Source organism: Bacillus sp. UNC322MFChir4.1, from assembly GCF_000746135.1.
Lineage (GTDB): Bacteria > Bacillota > Bacilli > Bacillales > Bacillaceae_G > Bacillus_A.
In genome coordinates this window covers 18,036-38,247 of record NZ_JQKQ01000012.1, presented here as the reverse complement: position 1 = coordinate 38,247, position 20,212 = coordinate 18,036, and the positions used below count along the sequence as shown (strand labels likewise).

15 protein-coding genes and 8 pseudogenes are annotated in these 20,212 nt (G+C 35.5%); 14 read left to right on the top strand and 9 right to left on the bottom strand.

The window, feature by feature from the left end:
- Nucleotides 1–460 precede the first annotated feature (460 nt).
- On the bottom strand, nt 461–1,039 hold the full coding sequence (locus tag BR72_RS05475) for a TetR/AcrR family transcriptional regulator (RefSeq protein ID WP_035430748.1): 579 nt from the start codon (nt 1,037–1,039) through the stop codon (nt 461–463).
- 233 nt (nt 1,040–1,272) lie between these two features.
- Between BR72_RS05475 and BR72_RS26250 the strand changes: the two genes are divergently transcribed.
- From BR72_RS26250 to BR72_RS25320, 6 genes and pseudogenes are all read left to right on the top strand, one after another.
- Nucleotides 1,273–1,416: a hypothetical protein gene (locus tag BR72_RS26250; RefSeq protein ID WP_156107900.1), complete on the top strand. Its 144-nt coding sequence runs from the start codon at nt 1,273–1,275 to the stop codon at nt 1,414–1,416.
- Nucleotides 1,409–2,599, top strand: a complete 1,191-nt coding sequence (locus tag BR72_RS05470) for an MFS transporter (protein ID WP_035430747.1) — start codon at nt 1,409–1,411, stop codon at nt 2,597–2,599. Before BR72_RS26250 ends, BR72_RS05470 begins: the two co-directional genes overlap by 8 nt.
- Nucleotides 2,600–2,953: 354 nt before the next feature.
- Entirely contained in the window at nt 2,954–3,397 is a 444-nt protein-coding gene (locus tag BR72_RS05465; RefSeq protein ID WP_035430745.1) for a MarR family winged helix-turn-helix transcriptional regulator, read from the top strand.
- Nucleotides 3,398–3,628: 231 nt separating this feature from the next.
- A complete protein-coding gene (locus tag BR72_RS05460) occupies nt 3,629–4,507 on the top strand; it encodes a LysR family transcriptional regulator (protein WP_035430743.1) in 879 nt (292 codons plus the stop codon).
- 58 nt (nt 4,508–4,565) lie between these two features.
- Nucleotides 4,566–4,927: pseudogene (locus tag BR72_RS26985) on the top strand (DDE-type integrase/transposase/recombinase); the annotation flags it as partial.
- Nucleotides 4,920–5,114 (top strand): annotated as a pseudogene (locus BR72_RS25320) (DDE-type integrase/transposase/recombinase); the annotation flags it as partial. The pseudogenes BR72_RS26985 and BR72_RS25320, both read left to right, overlap by 8 nt.
- A gap of 51 nt (nt 5,115–5,165) precedes the next feature.
- On the opposite strand, the pseudogene BR72_RS05445 reads toward BR72_RS25320, so the two are convergent.
- Nucleotides 5,166–6,249: pseudogene (locus BR72_RS05445) on the bottom strand (low temperature requirement protein A).
- Nucleotides 6,250–6,443: 194 nt separating this feature from the next.
- Between BR72_RS05445 and BR72_RS27575 the strand changes: the two are divergent.
- Nucleotides 6,444–6,524, top strand: a pseudogene (locus BR72_RS27575) (IS6 family transposase); the annotation flags it as partial.
- A 166-nt stretch (nt 6,525–6,690) separates the two neighbouring features.
- On the opposite strand, the gene BR72_RS05440 reads toward BR72_RS27575, so the two are convergent.
- The 4 genes from BR72_RS05440 to ycaC form a co-directional block, all read right to left on the bottom strand.
- The gene (locus BR72_RS05440; protein ID WP_035430739.1) at nt 6,691–8,526 is read right to left on the bottom strand and encodes an amidohydrolase; all 1,836 of its coding nucleotides are present in this window, start codon (nt 8,524–8,526) and stop codon (nt 6,691–6,693) included.
- A 13-nt stretch (nt 8,527–8,539) separates the two neighbouring features.
- Nucleotides 8,540–9,133 (bottom strand): antibiotic biosynthesis monooxygenase, encoded by a 594-nt coding sequence (locus tag BR72_RS05435; protein WP_035430737.1) that lies wholly within the window; start codon nt 9,131–9,133, stop codon nt 8,540–8,542.
- The gene (locus BR72_RS05430) at nt 9,130–9,774 is read right to left on the bottom strand and encodes a hydrolase (RefSeq protein WP_035430735.1); all 645 of its coding nucleotides are present in this window, start codon (nt 9,772–9,774) and stop codon (nt 9,130–9,132) included. Before BR72_RS05430 ends, BR72_RS05435 begins: the two co-directional genes overlap by 4 nt.
- A 147-nt stretch (nt 9,775–9,921) precedes the next feature.
- Nucleotides 9,922–10,566, bottom strand: a complete 645-nt coding sequence (gene ycaC / locus BR72_RS05425; RefSeq protein ID WP_035430733.1) for an isochorismate family cysteine hydrolase YcaC — start codon at nt 10,564–10,566, stop codon at nt 9,922–9,924.
- Between the two features lie 485 nt (nt 10,567–11,051).
- On the opposite strand from ycaC, the gene BR72_RS05420 reads away from it, so the two are divergent.
- Both BR72_RS05420 and BR72_RS25315 read left to right on the top strand, forming a co-directional pair.
- A complete protein-coding gene (locus tag BR72_RS05420) occupies nt 11,052–11,888 on the top strand; it encodes an alpha/beta fold hydrolase (RefSeq protein WP_035430731.1) in 837 nt (278 codons plus the stop codon).
- Nucleotides 11,889–12,139: 251 nt separating this feature from the next.
- Nucleotides 12,140–12,409, top strand: a pseudogene (locus tag BR72_RS25315) (IS4 family transposase); the annotation flags it as partial.
- A gap of 298 nt (nt 12,410–12,707) precedes the next feature.
- Here BR72_RS25315 and BR72_RS05415 read toward each other — a convergent pair.
- A pseudogene (locus BR72_RS05415) lies at nt 12,708–14,022 on the bottom strand (condensation domain-containing protein).
- A 790-nt stretch (nt 14,023–14,812) separates the two neighbouring features.
- On the opposite strand from BR72_RS05415, the pseudogene BR72_RS05410 reads away from it, so the two are divergent.
- The 4 genes and pseudogenes from BR72_RS05410 to BR72_RS05395 all read left to right on the top strand — a co-directional run bounded on the left by BR72_RS05410 (nt 14,813) and on the right by BR72_RS05395 (nt 18,458).
- Nucleotides 14,813–15,432: pseudogene (locus BR72_RS05410) on the top strand (recombinase family protein).
- Nucleotides 15,433–15,717: 285 nt separating this feature from the next.
- A complete protein-coding gene (locus BR72_RS05405; protein ID WP_035430730.1) occupies nt 15,718–16,416 on the top strand; it encodes a response regulator transcription factor in 699 nt (232 codons plus the stop codon).
- A complete protein-coding gene (locus BR72_RS05400) occupies nt 16,409–17,515 on the top strand; it encodes a HAMP domain-containing sensor histidine kinase (RefSeq protein WP_035430729.1) in 1,107 nt (368 codons plus the stop codon). Before BR72_RS05405 ends, BR72_RS05400 begins: the two co-directional genes overlap by 8 nt.
- 82 nt (nt 17,516–17,597) lie before the next feature.
- Nucleotides 17,598–18,458: a D-Ala-D-Ala carboxypeptidase VanY gene (locus BR72_RS05395; RefSeq protein ID WP_035430727.1), complete on the top strand. Its 861-nt coding sequence runs from the start codon at nt 17,598–17,600 to the stop codon at nt 18,456–18,458.
- A 92-nt stretch (nt 18,459–18,550) separates the two neighbouring features.
- Here the strand turns inward: BR72_RS05395 and BR72_RS26980 are convergent, their stop codons facing one another.
- Complete coding sequence (locus BR72_RS26980) at nt 18,551–19,048, bottom strand: VanZ family protein (RefSeq protein ID WP_269320422.1); 498 nt, start codon at nt 19,046–19,048, stop codon at nt 18,551–18,553.
- 257 nt (nt 19,049–19,305) lie between these two features.
- Between BR72_RS26980 and BR72_RS27570 the strand changes: the two genes are divergently transcribed.
- Complete coding sequence (locus BR72_RS27570) at nt 19,306–19,701, top strand: CPBP family glutamic-type intramembrane protease (RefSeq protein WP_442852835.1); 396 nt, start codon at nt 19,306–19,308, stop codon at nt 19,699–19,701.
- 204 nt (nt 19,702–19,905) lie between these two features.
- Here the strand turns inward: BR72_RS27570 and BR72_RS05385 are convergent.
- Nucleotides 19,906–20,212: pseudogene (locus BR72_RS05385) on the bottom strand (alpha/beta hydrolase); the annotation flags it as partial.

Genomic DNA, 20,212 nt, shown 5'->3' with positions numbered 1-20,212 from the left:
AGTCGGTACATCACGGGCGTACCCAACACCACTACTGGTTGTCACAAGACTTCCAGATACTTGGGATTCTCACAGGCTGAATATTTTACATGGTAGACCATTTCCTACAACAACCTCATATATTCAGTTTGTCGAAGAACAAATAGAATGTAGCTACCCAACTATTTAGCCTGTACCATGATAATCCATGCACGAATCATGATAAGAAGCACCTATGCATAGGCTGTTGGACTACAAGTACAGTATAACCTTTTCAGATGCTTGATAGGTAGTAAATACCTACCGCATCTACCCGAACTTTCATCTCCTCAATAAATTGAGGAGATGAAAGTTCGGGTTTCCTAAATTCACACCATCCAATTCATTAATATGGTTGGAAACTCAGTTTATCGGTCAGGTATAAATTCAAAAAGTGCTCTTCGATGCTCCGGTGGTAAATAAATTTTTGTTCGAATGTTATTCAGGTCAATCGGATTCCTTCAAATGCGTTCATCACCAAATGATGCACATAGGAATCATCCAATTTGTCGCCAGTTACGAGCAAACGATAGAAAATCGGTCCGTAAATGAGATCGATGCTTAATTCAATATCGAGAGTTTCTTTCAATTCTCCTCTCTGAATTCCCTTCTCCAGAAGATGCCTAGCTTGGAGTCGACGGGGCTGAAAATATCGGGTGCGATATTCCTCCGCCAATTTTGAATCAAACTGCCCTTCGCCTATTAACTCTGTAATAATGGTCCCTTCCCGACTTGTCAAAAACCTGGCTAAACTCGTGGCGTGAATTAGAATATCATTCAATGCCGAGCCCGTATCAGGCACAGGCAATTTGGCAGCGGCAACAGAAAGAAAACCATCCATTACCACGGCTGCCTTGTTAGGCCACCATTTATAAATCGTGGCCTTGCTAACTTTAGCACGATCTGCAATTTTATCGACCGTGACCGCTTTAAAGCCCTTTTCCAACAATAACTCATAGGATGCGGAAAGGATAGACTTATGCGTTTCGACATTACGCGGCCGACCTCTTTTACTTTGCACATGAATCATTCCTTCCAAAAATATAAACTATACGTTTAGTATACTTAATTTGAATAAAAAATAAAATAACCCATTTACAAAACTGAACGTTTAGTATATTATTTATTTTAATTAATGAACTAAACGTTTAGTATTTAATTGTTAAGAAATCTTGCAATGTTAACTGATGTAACTAAGCCTAAGACTTCACAAGAACTTACTACTAAAAATACATGGAAAGGGAGAAGAAAGAGATGGCCCAATTGAAAGTCTTGAAAGAAGAGTGGGATGCAGTTCAGACTCAATTTAGTACAATGGCCACTGATGTTGCCGTAGCATTTGCCAAGATGATTCAAGAACTTCGGGATAATGGTATAGGAGGAGTTAACTATGTCTAATTTAAAAAATCAAACAATTGATAAAGATATTTCAGCAGGGTTAACCATATTTCTAGCAACTGCATGTGGTATCATTGTAGCTAATCTTTACTATGCACAGCCCTTGGTTGGGTTAATTAGCTCTGCAATTGGGCTTTCTACTAGTAGTGCTGGGTTGATTGTAACGCTAACCCAGATTGGATATGTTGTCGGTTTACTATTTCTTGTACCTTTAGGAGATATTGTTGAAAACCGAAAGCTGGTAGTTATATCGTTACTTCTAAGTGCAGTCGCTTTGACTGCCATAGTATTTGTGAAACACGGAATACTGTTCTTAGCAGCTTCATTCTTCATCGGGTTGGGATCGGTCGCAGCACAAGTGCTCGTACCTTTTGCATCATACCTTGCATCAGAAGCTACACGTGGCCGCGTTGTTGGCAATGTTATGAGTGGTCTGTTACTTGGCATCATGCTTTCTCGTCCGATATCAAGCCTAGTAGCTGAGATCTGGGGATGGAATGCAATATTTGCCTTGTCTGCAGCAGTAATCGTTCTCTTAGCGATTATATTATCAAAAGTACTTCCTACTAGGAGGCCAATGGCAAACACAACCTATACCGCCTTACTCGGTTCAATGTGGCAACTGCTGCGAACTACTCCGGTCTTACGCCGTCGCGCGATTTATCATGCGTGTGTATTCGGGACTTTCAGCTTATTCTGGACTACTGTTCCGTTATTATTGTCTAGCCCTACTTTTCATTTTTCTCAGAAAGCTATAGCACTATATGCACTTGTCGGGATTGCGGGTGCGATAGCTGCGCCAATTGGTGGACGTCTAGCTGATCGTGGATGGACTCGGATGGCCACTGGGATAGCTCTCGCTGTTATCATCGCTTCTTTATTACTACCACTCATGATTCGGAGTAGTTCGCCTGTCGGAATAGCTGTTCTAGTAGTTGCAGCTATTCTGTTGGATATGGGAGTATCCGCAAACCTTGTGCTTAGTCAACGTTTGATTTTCTCTTTGGAGCCGGAAATTCGTAGTCGATTAAATGGATTATTCATGGCTATTTTCTTTTTGGGTGGTGCTATTGGATCCTCTGTTGGAGGATGGGCATACGCCTCAGGTGGATGGAGTGCAGCATTATGGATGGGAATCGCTTTTCCGGTCATAGCACTGCTTTATTTTGCCACAGAAAAATAGTTCTTTAATTAAACTTTAGAGATTAATTGCAATTGTTTTGAGGTTTTTGCACCAGAACCAGATTTTTTGTCTCTATCACTGTAAGGGTACAAAACTCACCATATAAAATGTTTCTGAATTCTATGTAGGCTATGATAAAAAAGAGCTTGTGTCAGAAAACAAGCTCTCTTTAAAAGAAATAACGCAATTGAGATGTCTATATATTACCAATTGATTTATTACGCCTCCGTACGTCTCATGTTGAGAAATAAATTATAAGTGGTTTGATCAAACTAAACTGAATTATTGACATAATATTTTGATAATCATATAATAAATCTTGAATTCGAGATATTTTGTAAATGATTGGTAATTATGAGTTTGATTAATGATGAGAATTTATCTTTAAAGTTATTTGTTATATTATCACGAGCAGCACAGTCAATCACAAAGCGTATTGAAGAAGATATAAAAAGTTATAGGCTTAATCCAACTGAATTTGCAGTTCTTGAGTTACTATACAATAAAGGCGATCAGCCTATACAAAAAATTGGAGACAAAATATTACTTGCAAGTAGCAGTATCACGTATGTAGTTGATAAGTTGGAAAAGAAGAGGTTATTAATACGAAAACCATGTCCTAAAGACCGCCGTGTCACGTATGCGTCAATTACTCCAGAAGGTATTGAATTGATGGATACTATTTTCCCTAAGCATAAACAGGCGATTCGACAAATATTTGGTGGTTTGGACTCTGGTGAGAAAAAAGTGATGATCGAACAGTTGAAAAAATTAGGCTATTATGCGCAAGAACTATAAATTTTTTGATAAATATCTCGAATTAGTAATATCCTAATTAAATATAAATTAATTAAAAATAAATGAACAGGAGGGGGGAAATCAAGAAATATAGTATATTTAATAGTATCCAAAATAGAGAAATCATGGAATTACAATTAGTATAAGAAGAAAAGATAATTGTTATAACAATGCATACATAGTGTTCTTTTAAGTGTGAATCTTTCATAAAGCGGAAGGTGGATATTAAGAATGGAACTACGTCATTTAGAGTATTTTATTCAAGTTTGTAATAATGGTAGTTTTACTAAAGCTGCGGAAGTTCTAGGTATTTCACAGCCAACTTTAAGTCAACAAATACGTGTGTTAGAAGGTGAAATTGATACACCTTTATTTCATCGAGTTGGAAGGGGTATCAAAATTACAGAAGCAGGTAAGTTACTATTGGATAAAGGTAAATTTATCATGCAGCTATTTGATGAGGTTCATAATGAGATCTTTGAATTAAAGGGTGTGAAAAGAGGCGTGATTACTATAGGAGGGTTATTAGAGGACCTCACCTATTTAACACCTTATATTATGCAATTTCAACAACATTATCCCAACATCTTAGTAAAAATCATAGAATCAGAAGTTACTGTAAATCAAATCGTTGAAAATAATATTGATATAGGGATCACACGTAGTTTTCAAACTCCAGACACATTAACAAGCACTCTTTTGTATAGCGAAGAGCTTGTCCTTGTGATTCCAAAAAATCATCCTTTGAATAAAAAATCATTTGTTTCTTTTCGAGAATTAGTAGGGCTGAGTAGAATAATGACTTCAAGCAGTTGTCGTGAATCAATTAAGATATATTGTGAAAATTTAGGGTTATCTTTATCTGTAGCAAATATAGAAACAAAATCTTCTATTTCTCTATTGAGTCTTGTATGCAATGGACATGGGGTTGCCATAATACCACTCTCACTGGTTGATTTTGTTAATAATGATTCCTTGAGCATAGTTCGTATTGTTGATCCAACACCAAGTCAAGATATTAATCTTATTCACTTTGATGATAAATTTTTAAGTTTTGCAGCACGTATCTTTATGCAGAAGTTAAATGATCCTGAAAAAGTATCAGTATAATAGAAACAATAATGATTCTAGTGTAAAAATTTCAGGAAAATTGAAAATAAACTATAAGTCTTGGGATGAGGCCTATATTAAAGTCAAAGGGCAGTGGATTTATATGTGTGGTGTAGTCGATTCAAAAGGGAATATCATTGACTTTTTATTTAAGGAAAAATGGAAAAATCAAATCAGCCAAGTATCTTTTCATATGCACCTGTTCCTCATTTTATTAAGAGCTGAGCCCTTCCAATGTTAAGGTTCAAGTCTTTTGACACGGCTACATCTATTATTTTGAGATTAGCAGTCATGCATATGATCAAAAAAGAACAGATTAATTTACGAGATCAGTCTGTTCAAAATCAGAAAGCATTCATCCATCAATTGTTGGGGTTTCAGCATAAAGTACAATCCCCTTTAGGGGGGCGGGGTCGCTAAAACATATATTAAAGTAAAAGGTCAATGGATGTACCTGTATCGTGCTGTTGATTCGAGAGGAAACACAATCTATTTTTTCCTAAGCAAAATAAGAGACCAGAAGGCTGCAAAGCGCTTTTTCAAGAAAGCTTTGCGGTCTTTTCATGTTTCAAAGCCTCGTGTTATAACAGTCGATAAGAATCCAGCTAGAAATATATAAGCTATATTCTCTTTTATTTTATCTTTGCACCAGAACCATTTATGTAGTTGTTAATTTAGCATAGATGATAAAAAATAGGGTTAATTGTCCTACACAATATTTGGTACTACTACAATCAAATTAATAACAAAAAAGACTGCTAAAATCCCTAAAAACAAGCATAAATGATAAATTTTCAAACGGTGTTGTTCAAACCTGTATTGATGAAAAACAATTGTAGTTGACAGGAAATAGAGCAATACAGAACCAAAAACAAAATATAGGATAAAAGAATAATAGACCTCATGTAAAAATAATAGTCTAATGGATGCTGCAACCATACTCAAAGACATTAAAATAAACAGATGACCGTAAATAATAATTTGACCGGAAGTTTGTCTAGACTTGTCGAGTTTCTTCTCCATGTTATCGAAATATTGCCACCACATCGAAATAATGAGGATAAATGAAATGATCGCAAAGCTTATTGAATCCCAATTTCCTTGTTTGGGTTGAATGACCACAAGAGTGCTTATAAGAGCTTCCCCAAAGAGAATAATGGAAAATAGACCAAATCTCTCTAACAAGTGGGCTGTATTTGTCGGAACCTTTTCTAAACACTTTCTTCCAAGCAGTGGGACAATAATATCGATAAGAATTCCCAAATACAACGCAGCATATCGAATCCAAGAATCAAAAAAGACGGATAATAATGAAATAACGACTCCAATCCAAAAATATCTTCCTAAAAAGAGTGCTGCTTTTTTTCGAGCTCCCTCTTCTATACGCTGGACAACAAGATATTGGATTGCAGTCACGGCCCTTAAGCCAATATAGCCAATTAAGAAAGATAATAAGGATCAAAATCAGCTGATAAGCTTGATGTCATTATTAGGACAAAAAACATTTGCAGGATCAAAAAGATTCGTTGATGAAATAAATCCTTTCCAAACCGGTTAACAAAGATGGTTTGCCCTACCCAAGCCCACCAGATCGGAATAAAAATTAAGACAAACTTTACTAAATACTCTGCATGGATATGACCATCTTCAACATGAAGTAAAACATGAGTCGCAGCCGTCACCGCCGCCACAAATAACAAATCATAAAAGAGTTCTAACCACGTCACTTTCTTTTCTTCCATTTCTGCACTCCCTCCTTATAGTTAATAGTACACTGGAAATATATGGTGATTGGAAGAGGGAATAATATAGCAAATAGGTAAGTCTTTTTTATTAAATATTACTCCAATTTTAATAAAACAAGAGAAAACAGATCCTTCAGGTTTCTTATTTGCATCCCTTGGTATAAAATAGGCGATTAAGATAGTGGATATAAAAAGGACAGACTTTGCAAGGAGCGAAGTCTGTCAAAAAACAAATCAAGTTAATCAATCAACTCTTCGGTCTTACCGTATAGTAATAGATTCCGTTAGGGATACACTGCTATTTCAGATCTACATATTATTTGCACCAAGACCCATATTACCATTATGATCTTAATACCATTACTATTTGGGTCCGTCCTCGGCCCCAAACCCTTATTGTAGAAAGAAAACCACCGGCATTAGACCGGTGGTTCTGACTTAGAAAGCAAAGCAAGTACAACCAATACCCCATTTAGTTCCATCTTTTCCTATTACGGTATGAGTATGTTGATGGAGAGGGTTACTGCAACTATGTAACTTGTGATCATGAGCATCGTGAGAAAGTATATTTTGGGCTAAGTTGGCACCACCATAACCATAAACTCCCGTCGGTGCCCAGTCAGGTGATGCTGGCGGCAATTCAGGTGATAAATTTTTAAATTCATCATTTCCATAAACAACCTGCCCACCCATAATGGTGAGTAATGATTCAAGGTCCTTGATTTCTTCTTCTGACACAGTAAAGTAGTCAGAAGACAATACAGCAATATCAGCAAACTGACCTACTGCAAGGGTTCCCTTTTTACCTTCATCACCAGAGAACCACGCACTTCCTTTGGAATATAGTTCCAGGGCTACTTTTCTGTCAAGTCTATTTTTTTCATCGTATATCGAAAGACCACCAATGGTTTTTCCGGCAACCATCCAGTAAAGAGCAACCCAAGGGTTATAGCTGGAAACCCTGGTTGCATCACTACCGGCGCCAACAGGTATACCCAGGTCTAGCATACGATAAATCGGAGGAGTACGCTTTGCAGCTTCCTTTCCGTATAAATCAACAAAGTATTCACCTTGGAAAGCCATGCGGTCTTGGATGGCAATACCGCCATTTAAAGCCTTAACACGTTCCATACTACGATCTGAGATTGTTTCTGCATGGTCAAACCACCAGCGTAGACCATTAAAAGGAATTTCTCTGTTGACTTCTTCAAAAACATTTAAGAAACGTGTTATTGACTCGTCATAAGTTGCATGTAAACGGAATGGCCAACGGTTTTCCACCAATAGAGAAATTACTTTCTTTAAGTCAGCTTCCATCACCGTAGCTAGTTCGGGTCGCGGCATTTGAAATTTTTCAAAATCGGCTGCCGAGAATACTAACATTTCTCCGGCACCATTCATTTTATACTTATCATTTCCTTGACCCGGAGAAACAATTTTTGCCCATGAAGCAAAGTCTTCATATTCATGGTTTGGATTTTGCGTAAATAGATTATACGCAATACGCAAAGTTAATTGATCCTTCTCGGCTAAATGTTCAACAACTTTGTAATCATCAGGATAATTTTGGAATCCACCACCTGCGTCAATGGCACTTGTGATACCTAATCTATTTAATTCGCGCATAAAATGGCGAGTTGAGTTAATCTGGTCGTCAAAATCAAGTACTGGAGCTCTACCCAAACTTGAATAAAGAATAGAAGCGTTAGGATTGGCAATTAAAAGACCCGTTGGATTACCTCGTTTATCCCGCTCAATTAAACAGCCCGGAGGGTCTGGAGTATCTTTTGTGTATCCCAGTGCACGCAGCCCTGCACGATTTACAAGTGCTCTATCGTAAAGATGTAGCACAAAGACAGGCGTGTATTCAGAAACAGCATTAATCTCTTCCAAAGTTGGCATCCGTCTCTCTTTAAATTGAAATTCAGACCAACCTCCAACTACTCTTACCCACTGAGGAGCAGGTGTACGCCTTGCCTGCTCTCTAAGCATTTCCAGAGCAATAGCAAGTGATGGCACACCTTCCCAGCGCAATTCCATATTATAATGAAGACCGCCACGAATAACGTGTATATGAGAGTCATTCAAGCCCGGAATAGCTCTCTTTCTTTTAAGGTCTATTTTTTTGGTTTTTTCTGTGGCACTATCAAGAAGTTCATCTCCACCTACTGCAGTGACTAAACCTTCAGTTATGGCGATAGCCGATACCTCAGGTTGAGATGGGTCAAGGGTAGTGATTTTTCCGTTATATAAGATCATATCCGGTAAATTCATGTTCACACCTCGTCTACTTCCTATTATTCTGTAACCATGGATGAAATATTTTACCGAGAATCGGCATTACTACCCATGATAGCAAGGACACTATACATACAGAAACAAAAAAAGCTGAAATAATAGGATTCATATTTTTTATAATAGGTCCTATCACTTTAGGAACCAACATGCTAAGAGGCCATACACCAAGAACGGTAACAATAGACATTTTCCATTTTGGCGGTGGAACTGGCGTTTTAGGAGTAACAAACCAATAAGCCAAACTGCTTTCAGTTTTGTAAGTTGGATTAGTAGCTTGAAATTGTTCTGCCTTTTTTAACAAATCTCGACGAATATCTGATTCTTGCCAAGTACGTAGATGCTCATACGTATCAAAGCGAAAAATAACAGTATACTCTCTGGATCCGTTATTGGGGACTATTAGATTTACGCCTAAATGCCCTGGGAATTTAGTAGCGGCAGCTTCGATTTCATGTCTCCATGTTTCAAACTGTTTTTCTCTACCTTCTTGAATTTCCCATGTAACAATCGTTGTTACTGGACCGCCAGCATTCATCGTGTTCCCTGTATGAGTTTCTCCGGCAGTTACTTTTTCTTGTTTCATATTTTCCTGCTTGGAAGCGCGCCATGTACCATAGTATATGCGTATTCCACGCCTTGACCATAAGCGCCAGTGTGTTCTTTTACAATTTCCATAACAGCATCATAAGTGTCTTTGCGTGCCCAGTCACGTTGGTATTCAAGTAAAACTTGAATTGCTGTCACTGGAATTGCTCCAGCTTGTTCTACACGACGCATAGCAGCGCTATGTGCTGTCAAACTAGTACCACCTGAAGCATCATCAACTGCATAAACTTCATAGCCAGCTTTAATTGCTTCAAGCACAGGGAATGCAAGGCAAACTTCAGTCCAAAGTGCTGCAAATATCAATTTCTTTCTACCTGTTGCCTTAACTGCCTCAACAAATTTTGAATCTTCCCAAGAGTTCATTGAACTACGTTCTATAATTTCATGGTTTGGGAATATATCAAGAATTTGTGGCCAAAAATAACCAGAAAAGCTACGTGTTTCAACTGTAGTAAGAATAGTAGGTACGTTAAAAGCTTTTGCTGATTTAGCAAGCAGCATAACGTTATTAATCAATGTTTGTCTGTCAATGCTTGCAACTCCAAAAGTCATTTGAGGCTGAAAATCGATCAAAATTAATGCACTGTTCTCCGGAGTTAACAATTCTAAATTACTCATAATAAAACTCTCCTTTTTTAAAATTGTTTCAAATAAAGTTTTTTGAAACAATTATATTTTCTATTAGTTTTAGCTGTAATCGTAAAAATAAAAGCTTTGCAATACTTCTTAATTTAAAAAGGAGCGCTGATTTAGCCAGCGCTAAATTTATGCATTTTGTTTACTAAGATCCCGCTGAGCTCCCATATAGCTTCCAATTATATTTTGATAACCTGGAAGATTACTAGCAAGCAAATTGCCAAAACCTTCGACATCGTTGCGCCAATCGCGCTGTAATTCGCACGCTACGCTAAACCAGTTCATAAGTTGCACGCCACTATGTGCCATACGCGTATTGGCAGCATCTGCAACTTGTTTACTCAAAGTTCCTGAAGCATCAGTAACAGCAAATACTTCATACCCAGCTTTTATAGCGGAAAGTGCCGGGAAAGCAACGCAAACATCCGTAACTACGCCCGCGATGATAAGTTGTTTTTTTTCAGTTTCTTCGATTGCTTTTACAAAATCATCATTATCCCATGCGTTAATTTGTCCAGGTCGAGCTATTTTTGGTGCGTGAGGAAATAGATCAACCAATTCTTGCATTAAAGGTCCGTTAGGTCCGTGTTCAAAGCTTGTTGTTAAAATAACTGGTAAATCAAAAAACTTAGCAGTGTGAGCAAGAGCTAAAACATTGTTCTTGAATTCATCAACACCATAGTCACGTACTAGTCCGGACATAAGGCCAGTTTGATGATCCACTAAAAGAACGACAGCATCATCTTTGTTAATACGAGAATAGAGATCAGACATTATGTATTCCTCCTAAAATTAAGTAATCGAAGAAAGTTTAAACAGTGGAACATTATCATAAATTCCTAGTTTCGTTATATTAGTTATAGCAGCATTCACAGAACATGAAGCGCTATACAAATTTATAGTATTTGAAAACCAATTCGTTAATCAATTCTAAATTATCTATAATTTACATAGATGGTAACTATAGTTATTTTCACCATAAAATTGATTGGTTTTACCTATACATTCTATAGATAGAACAATATTGATAGTCACCTATTTTTGTTATTAGAATTGAATATGAGGAATGTTCAGCAATTATTTCATGATGAAAAAGGTATTAGATGGGGAATTGTTACAAAAACAGAAAATGAATTCAGCGGAACAATAGAGTTTCATGCTTAGAGTCCACAACATAGACGTGCATAAATAGGTTACGAGATTCATCCGGATTATTGGAGAAAAGGATATATATCAGAATATTTCTTGGAGGTAGAAGAATGGCGAAAATTACTGTAGGAACCGAAAATCAAATACCCATTGAACTATATTATGAGGATCATGGTACAGGAAAGCCAGTAGTATTCATTCACGGTTGGCCATTAAGTGGTCGATCTTGGGAATACCAAGTTCCTGCTCTCGTTGAGGCTGGATATAGAGTCATAACTTATGACCGTCGAGGGTTCGGGAACTCTTCTCAGCCATGGAACGGTTACGATTATGATACATTCGCTACTGATTTACATCTGTTACTAGAGCATTTGGATCTCCAAAATGCGACACTGGTCGGATTTTCAATGGGGGGTGGAGAAGTAGCTCGCTATATTGGAACCTACGGAACAAATAGAGTAGAGAAGGCTGTATTTGCGGGAGCTGTACCACCATTCCTTTACAAGTCAGCAGATCATCCTGAGGGAGTATTAGATGATGCAGCAATTCAAGGATTTGAAAATGGAGTAAAAAATGATCGTCTAGCATTTCTTGATGAGTTTACGAGAGGATTTTTTGCTGCTGGAGATCGAACTGACTTAGTCAGTGAACCGTTCCGACTTTACAATAGGGATATTGCAGCGGGTGCATCGCCTAAAGGAACACTAGATTGTATCGCTGCTTTCAGCAAAACGGACTTCAGAGGAGATTTAGCCAAGTTTAATATACCTACCCTTGTTATTCATGGTGATTCAGATGCAACTGTTCCATTTGAATATAGTGGAAAACTGACACATGAAGCAATTCCTAATTCTAGGGTAGCTTTAATAAAGGGTGGTCCACATGGGTTCAATGCAACACATGCCAAAGAATTTAATGAGGCACTGCTATCATTTTTAAAGGGCTGATTACCAATGAATATTTTTTAACTGATAGAACAGGAGTATTTTACCTTCTCTGAAAAGGTTGTTGATAAGCGATTAGTTACACTTAATTCTCAAATGTTAATAGGTGCAAACATACACTTTCATGAGGGAAATGATATCTTGGAAGGGAGGAGATACACACATCCATCAACTTAAGAATTTTATAAAGCTCCCAAAATGAAAAAATACGTTATTCTTTCTGTAGAATCATAGGAAAGGATGGCGTTTTTTGTATGTCTATTTCTATATCTGATGAATTACAACTATTTGCTCAAGAAATTCAAAGCTTTTTATCTCCAAATATCTTATGAGATCTTGCTAGAGATGTTGGTTTCGTGCAACGAACCAGTAAATACCAAGCAAAAGATTTAGTCGCTTTATGTGTATGGATGAACCAAAATATCGCTACGACTTCTTTAACTCAATTATCTAGCTGTTTGGAAGCATCAACAGAAGTGCTCATCAGTCCTGAGGGATTGAATCAACGATTTAATCAATCGGCTTAATTCAAAAAAATGAAACTCGTTAGGGTTTATTTCGTATGCAAATCTTTAAATTCCCTACACGTAGCCTTTAGAAAAAAGAAGCAACCTCTACTATGATTGACGTTGTGTGAACTTAGCTGGATAGCAATGAGATACGGCCACATATCTATCCAGCTAAGATAAATTTGTACTCACATAAACAAAAAATGCTATTCTTTTTGTAGAAATATACAGAAATGATGGTATTTTTGTATGAATCTATTGATGCAATAATTCTGATCAAACTTTGGTTTAGCAACAAACCAAAAGCCTCCATTTACAAGTATGTTAGTTGACTGACCACACTTTCTAAAAATTGCTCTACTTTTTCTTTTGATGTATCCGGCGTATGATAACCAATCGTAAATGTAAGTCTTCCATTATAAGAGCTTACCCCCATTGTAAAGAATGGGGCATACATAATAGGTGATGTCATATACCCGTCATCGGCTAGAACTTCACCAAACTTAATAGGTTCATCTGCTATCACCCCGAAATTTGTAAGTAACGGCAACGCCATGCCCATTTGTAAAGCCTGTTCGTATTGCTGCTTATACATTTCTTTCACCTCAGATAGCTTTAGACCTGCCAGTAGCTCCATTCCTGCGGCTGAAGAGAGACCTGGATTTTGAGATTTTATTTTATCCATTGATTGTTTGACTCGAACTAGAGTCTGATTAAATAATTCATTATCTTCCATTTTAATCACTGGCATTTCCATACCGGATAAATTGCAAATAGCACCAGTTGTATGATTGGGAAGATATCGGCGTAAATCAATTGTTAAACCGATCATTTTTTCTGCAGTGCGAGGTTCTGCATACACAGTGAAATGTGATAAAGATTGGAAGTATGCAGTCATGATGACATCATTCAAGGTAGCCTGTTGTGCTTTTGTCCATTGGATTAGACGTAGAGTTTGTTCATAGCTCAACCGCCGCACGGACATTTTTGGGTATGAATTTTTGTTAGGTTGAGAAGGAAAAGACCATAACGCTGCCTGTTGTGCTTGGCTAGGACGATACGCACTTTTTACGTCTGGTATTCCAGCATATTTGAAAACAGGTGATTGATCGCGAAACCCCTCATTCCCCGCACAAAATCCCTTTATAATTTGATCCTTAGACTGTCCTAGGAAAAGCTGAGTATAAATTGCTCCCAGCAAATTAATATATTCCTTGACTCCTGCACCATCTGAACAAAGATGTGATAATTTAACAATTAACATATTTGTTGTAGTGCCTTGTAATAATTTTGTTTGAACCATTGGCCCCTGAATATGATTTTCAGGTTCCTTAATAAAATCTATCGCCATCATTTCAAGTTCTTGATCATTTCCTTCTGCAAAAAAAACAAGTCGTTGATTTAGTACTAGATGTATGTTCCTTCCAGTAAGGAATATCACTTTCTACAAAACGGCTGTTCAAAACTGGCTGTAATTGTAACGTTATCCTTACTGATTGTTCAAGTATTTTCATTGATATACCTTTAGAAAAATAAAGAACGGCATTAATTTGTTGATTTGCAGAATAAAGACCTAATATATAATTCATTCGATCTTGAGGTGTTACTGGATACTTTCTTTGTCCCATAATTTTATCCCCTTTTTAAAACTATTTTTGATTATAATCTCGTTCCTCGTATGGTTGATACTTTCTTCAAGGGCTAATAATGCTTCGTTTTCGATTTTTAGTATATCAATTTTGAAAGCATCTTTTCCGTACTGGTTCCATTATTTTGCAGCACTTTGTTGGTGGAATACCTATTCTTTTATTGTTATTAATATCCCCTATCAATTTAAAATATGAGTAAACATAAAATGATTTCGTTTGCATATATACAGACAGTTTATAATAATGTTTATGTATTATCAATAAAAACAAACGGATCATTTTTATGACTGTTAATAAAAGAACAAAACTATTTTACGTTTAGAAAATTTTAACGATGTATTGTAAGAGTAAAGAAGAGATTTGTTTGATGTTAATACGGATTCTTAGAACGTGTCTATGGTTCTGTTGCAATACTTGAACATTCACAAGTACCGTCAAAAAATGCAGAGGAAATGCTAGTAGAGAATAATGAAGTGACAGTAAAACGAGAGCATAAACAGGCGAAAAGCACGCCATATACTCAGGAAATTTATAAGCAGTTACAAATGGTCATAGTTGATGGGCATGAACCTTTAGATACATTTTTTACTTTCATGTATTAAGTGTTAAGTGAATCTCTCAATTCATCTGTAAAAGTATACCTTTACAGATATATAGAAAACTATAAAAAACCACATCTATAAATGTTCATTTCTACCTTTACAGACATCCGTTTATTTTATATATCTTTACAGACATAATTGTTATCATTATCAATGAGGTGTAGCATATGAAACATAAAAAATTTGGATATGTGCGAGTTTCGAGTAAAGATCAAAACGAAGAACGACAAATTCAGAATATGAAGAATTTAGGGATAGAAGAACGGGATATTTTCATAGATAAAGAGTCTAGAAAAATATGGAGTGAGATAATTATCAAATGCTAAAACGTCTTGTTCGTACAGGAGATACCATTGTGTTTGATTCCTTGACAAGACTCGGAAGAAATATAAATGATACATTAGAAGAATTTAGATATTACGAAAAACATAAAGTAAATTTACAATTTATAAAGGAACCATACATTAACGTCAATTACACTGGGGAAAGTACAAATGATGTCATTCAGAGCGCAATTCAAAAAGCAACACTGACAATATTATCTGCCTTTGCAGAAAAAGAGCGCATTGATATTAAACAACGTCAAGCTGAAGGAATTGCTCTTGCCAGAAAGCAAGGTAAACGTTTAGGATGTCCTCCTGTCGAAATAACAGAAGAATTTACGGATGCTTACAAGGAATGGAAATCTGGTTCAATTACAGCGGTAGGAGCTATGAAAAAGTATGGCATCAAACGTTCTTCTTTTTATAAGCTCGCTAAACAACATGAGGAAAAAATAAAAGAATAGTTTGCCTTGTTAACATTTTAATAGAAAGAACTTGTAGTGATTTCTACAAGTTCTTGTTGTTAAACAATATGGTAGAATAAGCTGGAATGAAATCATATCAAGCCAAACCTAAAAAATAACAGGAAGTGATGATTTTGACTTTTTATATAATGATAGAAACTTATGGTAATTTTGCAGAACCAATGCAAAGAGTAGGAATGAAGAGTAATACATTTTATAGGAGAGTCAAAGAATACGAATACAGCTTAGAAAAAGCAAGCTTTCTTAAAAAGGAGGGGGAATAAAATGAAGCGTATTTCAATTTTAATAGCTGATGATGAGGTGGAAATTGCTGAATTAATTGGGATACATTTAGAAAAAGAAGGTTATCATGTTGTGAAAGCTACTGATGGAGAAGAAGCAGTTCGTATCATTCAATCACAACCAATCGATCTAGTTGTTTTAGATATTATGATGCCCAAAATGGACGGTTATGAAGTAACACGACAAATTCGTATGAAACATCATATGCCTATCATTTTCTTAAGTGCGAAAACATCTGATTTTGATAAGGTGACAGGTCTTGTACTAGGCGCGGATGATTATATGACGAAGCCTTTCACACCAATTGAATTAGTTGCGCGTGTAAATGCACAACTACGCCGATTTCTTATGTTAAATCAGCCGAAAGTAGAGGAGAATAAATCCGTTTTAGAAGTAGGTGGAGTTATTATTGATCCAGAGCAACGAACGGTAAATGTATACGGAGAGCAAATTGAATTAACCCCAAAAGAGTTTGATATTTTATATTTATTAGCTAGTCATCCGAAGAAAGTATATAGTGTTGAAAATATCTTTCAGCAAGTATGGGCAGATGATTATTACGAAGGTGGAAATACAGTTATGGTACATATTCGTACTTTACGAAAAAAACTTGGGGAGGATAAAAGGAAGAATAAGTTAATAAAAACGATATGGGGGGTAGGCTATACTTTCAATGGCTAAAATGATGAGAAGCTTTCGTTTTAAAATGATCGCCTTGTTTATGTTAAGTATGGTATTAGCAGCTGGCGTAACATATATGATTTATAAAGGATTACAGTTCTATTATAAAACGATGGTGCGCTATGAAGATCCTCTAGCTCAATTTAGGTCAATAGTAAGAGAGTTTGGAGATATTAATTTCTTTTTGATTTTCTTTATCCCATTATCTATTTTATTCTTTTTCTTTTTAACAAAACCATACTTAAAGTATTTTAATGAAATTTCTAACGGAATTCATTATCTCGCTAACGGTGATTTTACAAATAAAGTTCATATTTCATCAAATGATGAATTCGGAAATATTGCGCGTGAGATTAACTTAGCGAGCGAAAAGTTAAAAGAAGCGGTTGAAAGAGGAGACTTTGCGGAAAGTAGTAAAGATCAGCTAGTTGTTAACTTAGCTCATGATTTAAGAACGCCATTAACATCTATTTTAGGTTATCTAGATTTAATTCTTAAAGATGAAAATTTGACAAAGGAACAGATTAAACATTTTTCTACGATTGCATTTACGAAATCGCAACGACTTGAAAGTTTAATTGATGAGTTATTTGAAATTACGCGAATGAATTATGGCATACTAAAGTTAGAAAAAAAAACAATTGATATAAGTGAGTTACTTCTACAGTTAGATGAGGAATTATATCCGTTATTAGAGAAGCGAAATTTAGAAGCTAGATTGAATGTTGATTCGCATTTACTTATTAATGGTGACGGAAAATCGTTAGCTAGAGTATTTGAAAACCTTTTAACGAATGCTATTCGCTACGGATATGATGGGCAATTTGTTGATATGAATGGATATATTGATAATGGAGAAGTTGTCGTACAAATTATTAATTACGGAGATAGCATTCCAGAAGAAGATTTGCCATATCTTTTTGATATGTTTTATACAGGTGATAAAGCTAGAACGGAGCAACAAGACGGTACAGGCCTTGGTTTATTTATTGCAAAAAATATTGTGGAACAGCATAATGGGACGATCTCTGCTGAAAGTAATGTAATAAGAACAATATTTGAAGTGAGATTGCCAAAAGAAGATAGCTCGAGAATTTAATAAAAATTTTAAGTTTACCCCACTTTTTATTTTAATAGTTTTTTCTATCCTATACGTATGTTAGATAAAGGAGGAACTAAGAATGAAGAAGTGGGTATTTATTTCTCTTTTTATATTGTGCACAGTATGTGTTGGGATTTATATAGCACCGTTATTTCAAAAGGGGATAGATGTTAAAATCGTAGAAAAAGATGATAAAGTAAATACTGTGAATACTGAAAAGAAAGAGATTACAAAGGAACAAATTCATAAAGGGGATTTATTACTAGTTAATAAAGATTACCCTATTAAGAAAGATAGTATAAGGTCTGATATTATAAATGTATTTCAAAATGCTGAATTAGTAAGAGGGTATGTGATATTTGATAGAAACCTTCGCTTATCAATGGATATTGTGAAAAAATTTTTGAAGATTGTAGATGCAGCGGAAAAAGAAGGAGTACAGCATTTTTTGATGAATAGCGGTTATCGAGATTTTAAAGAACAAAGGAAGCTATATGAGAAACTGGGCTCTGATTACGCACTTCCAGCAGGATATAGTGAACATAATTTAGGGTTATCACTTGATGTTGGGTCTACTCAAATGAAAATGGAGAAAGCTCCTGAAGGAAAATGGATTGAGGAAAATGTATGGAAATACGGATTTGTTTTACGCTATCCGAAAAATAAAAGTAATATTACAGGAATTCAATATGAGCCATGGCATATACGTTATGTCGGTTTACCTCATAGTGCTGTTATGCAAAAAAATAATTTTACTTTAGAGGAATATTTGGATTTCTTAAAAGAGAAAAAAGAAATTTCAACGTATATTGAAGGTGAAAAATATACGATTTCTTATTATAAAGTTTCAGAGAATATTAACGTGAATGTTCCAGTGAATAAGCATTACGAGATTTCAGGGGACAATATAGGAGGAGTTATTGTGACTGTTATGATGTAGATTTAAAAGAAAATTATACCGTTTATAAAAAAGATAAACCGAATTGCTACTAACTTCGTTTTTTTCTTATTAGGGGTCACCTTACATGCCCATCAACTTAAGATTTTGAAATACCCCAAAACGAAAATTTTGTGTAGTATGCTTTGAGGTAACTCGTTCTTTTTAGCTTGATAGCGATGGGGTGGGGTAACGCCAGCATTTTGGAAAAAACCCACGCTAAGAGTATGCAAGATTTTATACAGTTTTCCGGCTAATCCAGTAACAAACGGGAACCCTGGAACCCGCGCCAGGATAGGGATGTATAAAAAATGGCTACCAAGATATGTTAAAGCCTGAATGGTTTCTAGAACGAGAATCACTAAAACAAACAAGGATATGAACTTCCCAAATCTGACACGATACAATAGAGGAAATAGTATTCCAAAAGGGATAAAAGCAGCAATGTTTCCAAAATCAACAATCCATGAATAATTTAGTTCTGGAAATTTAAGTGGTACTCCTTCTGGAACAAGGATAAAGGTGTACCGTTCTACACTGGTTACACTATCGAGCCTGTTAAACGCAAAGAACATAAAAAATAAAACTAAAATCGTATAGCATATGGTGCCAGCTAAAATGATTTTCCGTGATTTCGTTTCTATAATATCTCCTTAATTTCAACATATTATTTACCATGAATATTATAATACTAAAATATAAGTTTTTTTAAAAAAACCGGGAATATGATAATTCCAGCCAAAATCTAATTTTATTTATATGCTTAATTATATTTAGAGGTATTAAAAAGGGTGATATAAGAATTTGTTTTATTTTTGTTGGTATAGAGATTATAAACAGCATTATTTTTTTGTACGTATTAGAAACATTAGGTTTAAATCTATCTAGCAATAATGTTACTTCTCAATTTTCAAGCCCTATAGTATTAGTAATCATTCCACTTCAATTACTCGGCGAACAGATGATACTTATTGGAACATTTTTGTTTTCATTAGCCTCACTTAAAATATTAATCAAAAATTCGTTGATATATGTATCTTTTGCTCTTGTATCCACAGGAATAATTTTTGGTCTACTACATCTACTAGCGTATAACTGGAATTTATTACATTGTGTTTTGATAATCGGAATTCCTTGTATTTGGCAAATAGCCGTATATATTTATACTAGGAATATATTAATATCATTTATAACTCATACTTTGTTTGATTTATTTGTGTTTACATTGTTTTTTATACACAAATGAAAGCAAATAATTTGAATCGGACGATAAGTTTGCGGCCAAGCTTATCGTTCGATTTTTTTATGGAAAAAATATCGTTCTAGGGTTTCCAGGAGAAAAAATAGAGTACAAATCAGGGAAACTATTTTGTAAAATGATAATAAAATTGTTGAATTTTCAAAAAATCCTTCACGCAATGATGATTGCATGAAGGATTTTGATGTTTTCTTATTTTTTTGTCTCGTTGACCCATGTAATAATGTCCTGGATGACGTACTCGGGAACATTAGCAGGGATTTCGTATTCACTAGGACGACTTAATTCTCCGTCACCCTCCGTGAAGAAATGATTCAATTTCGGGTATTCTTTGAACTGAACATTCCTGCGGTTTGAAAGTCCTTCTTGCCATCTTGTAAACTCATCTTTTACTGTTACTTGATAATCGCGTGCACCTTGCAGAATTAGTAAAGGCTCTTTTCGTGATTTTGCCTCCTCAACTGGACGCCACCTAGAAACATCATACATAAAATGAGGA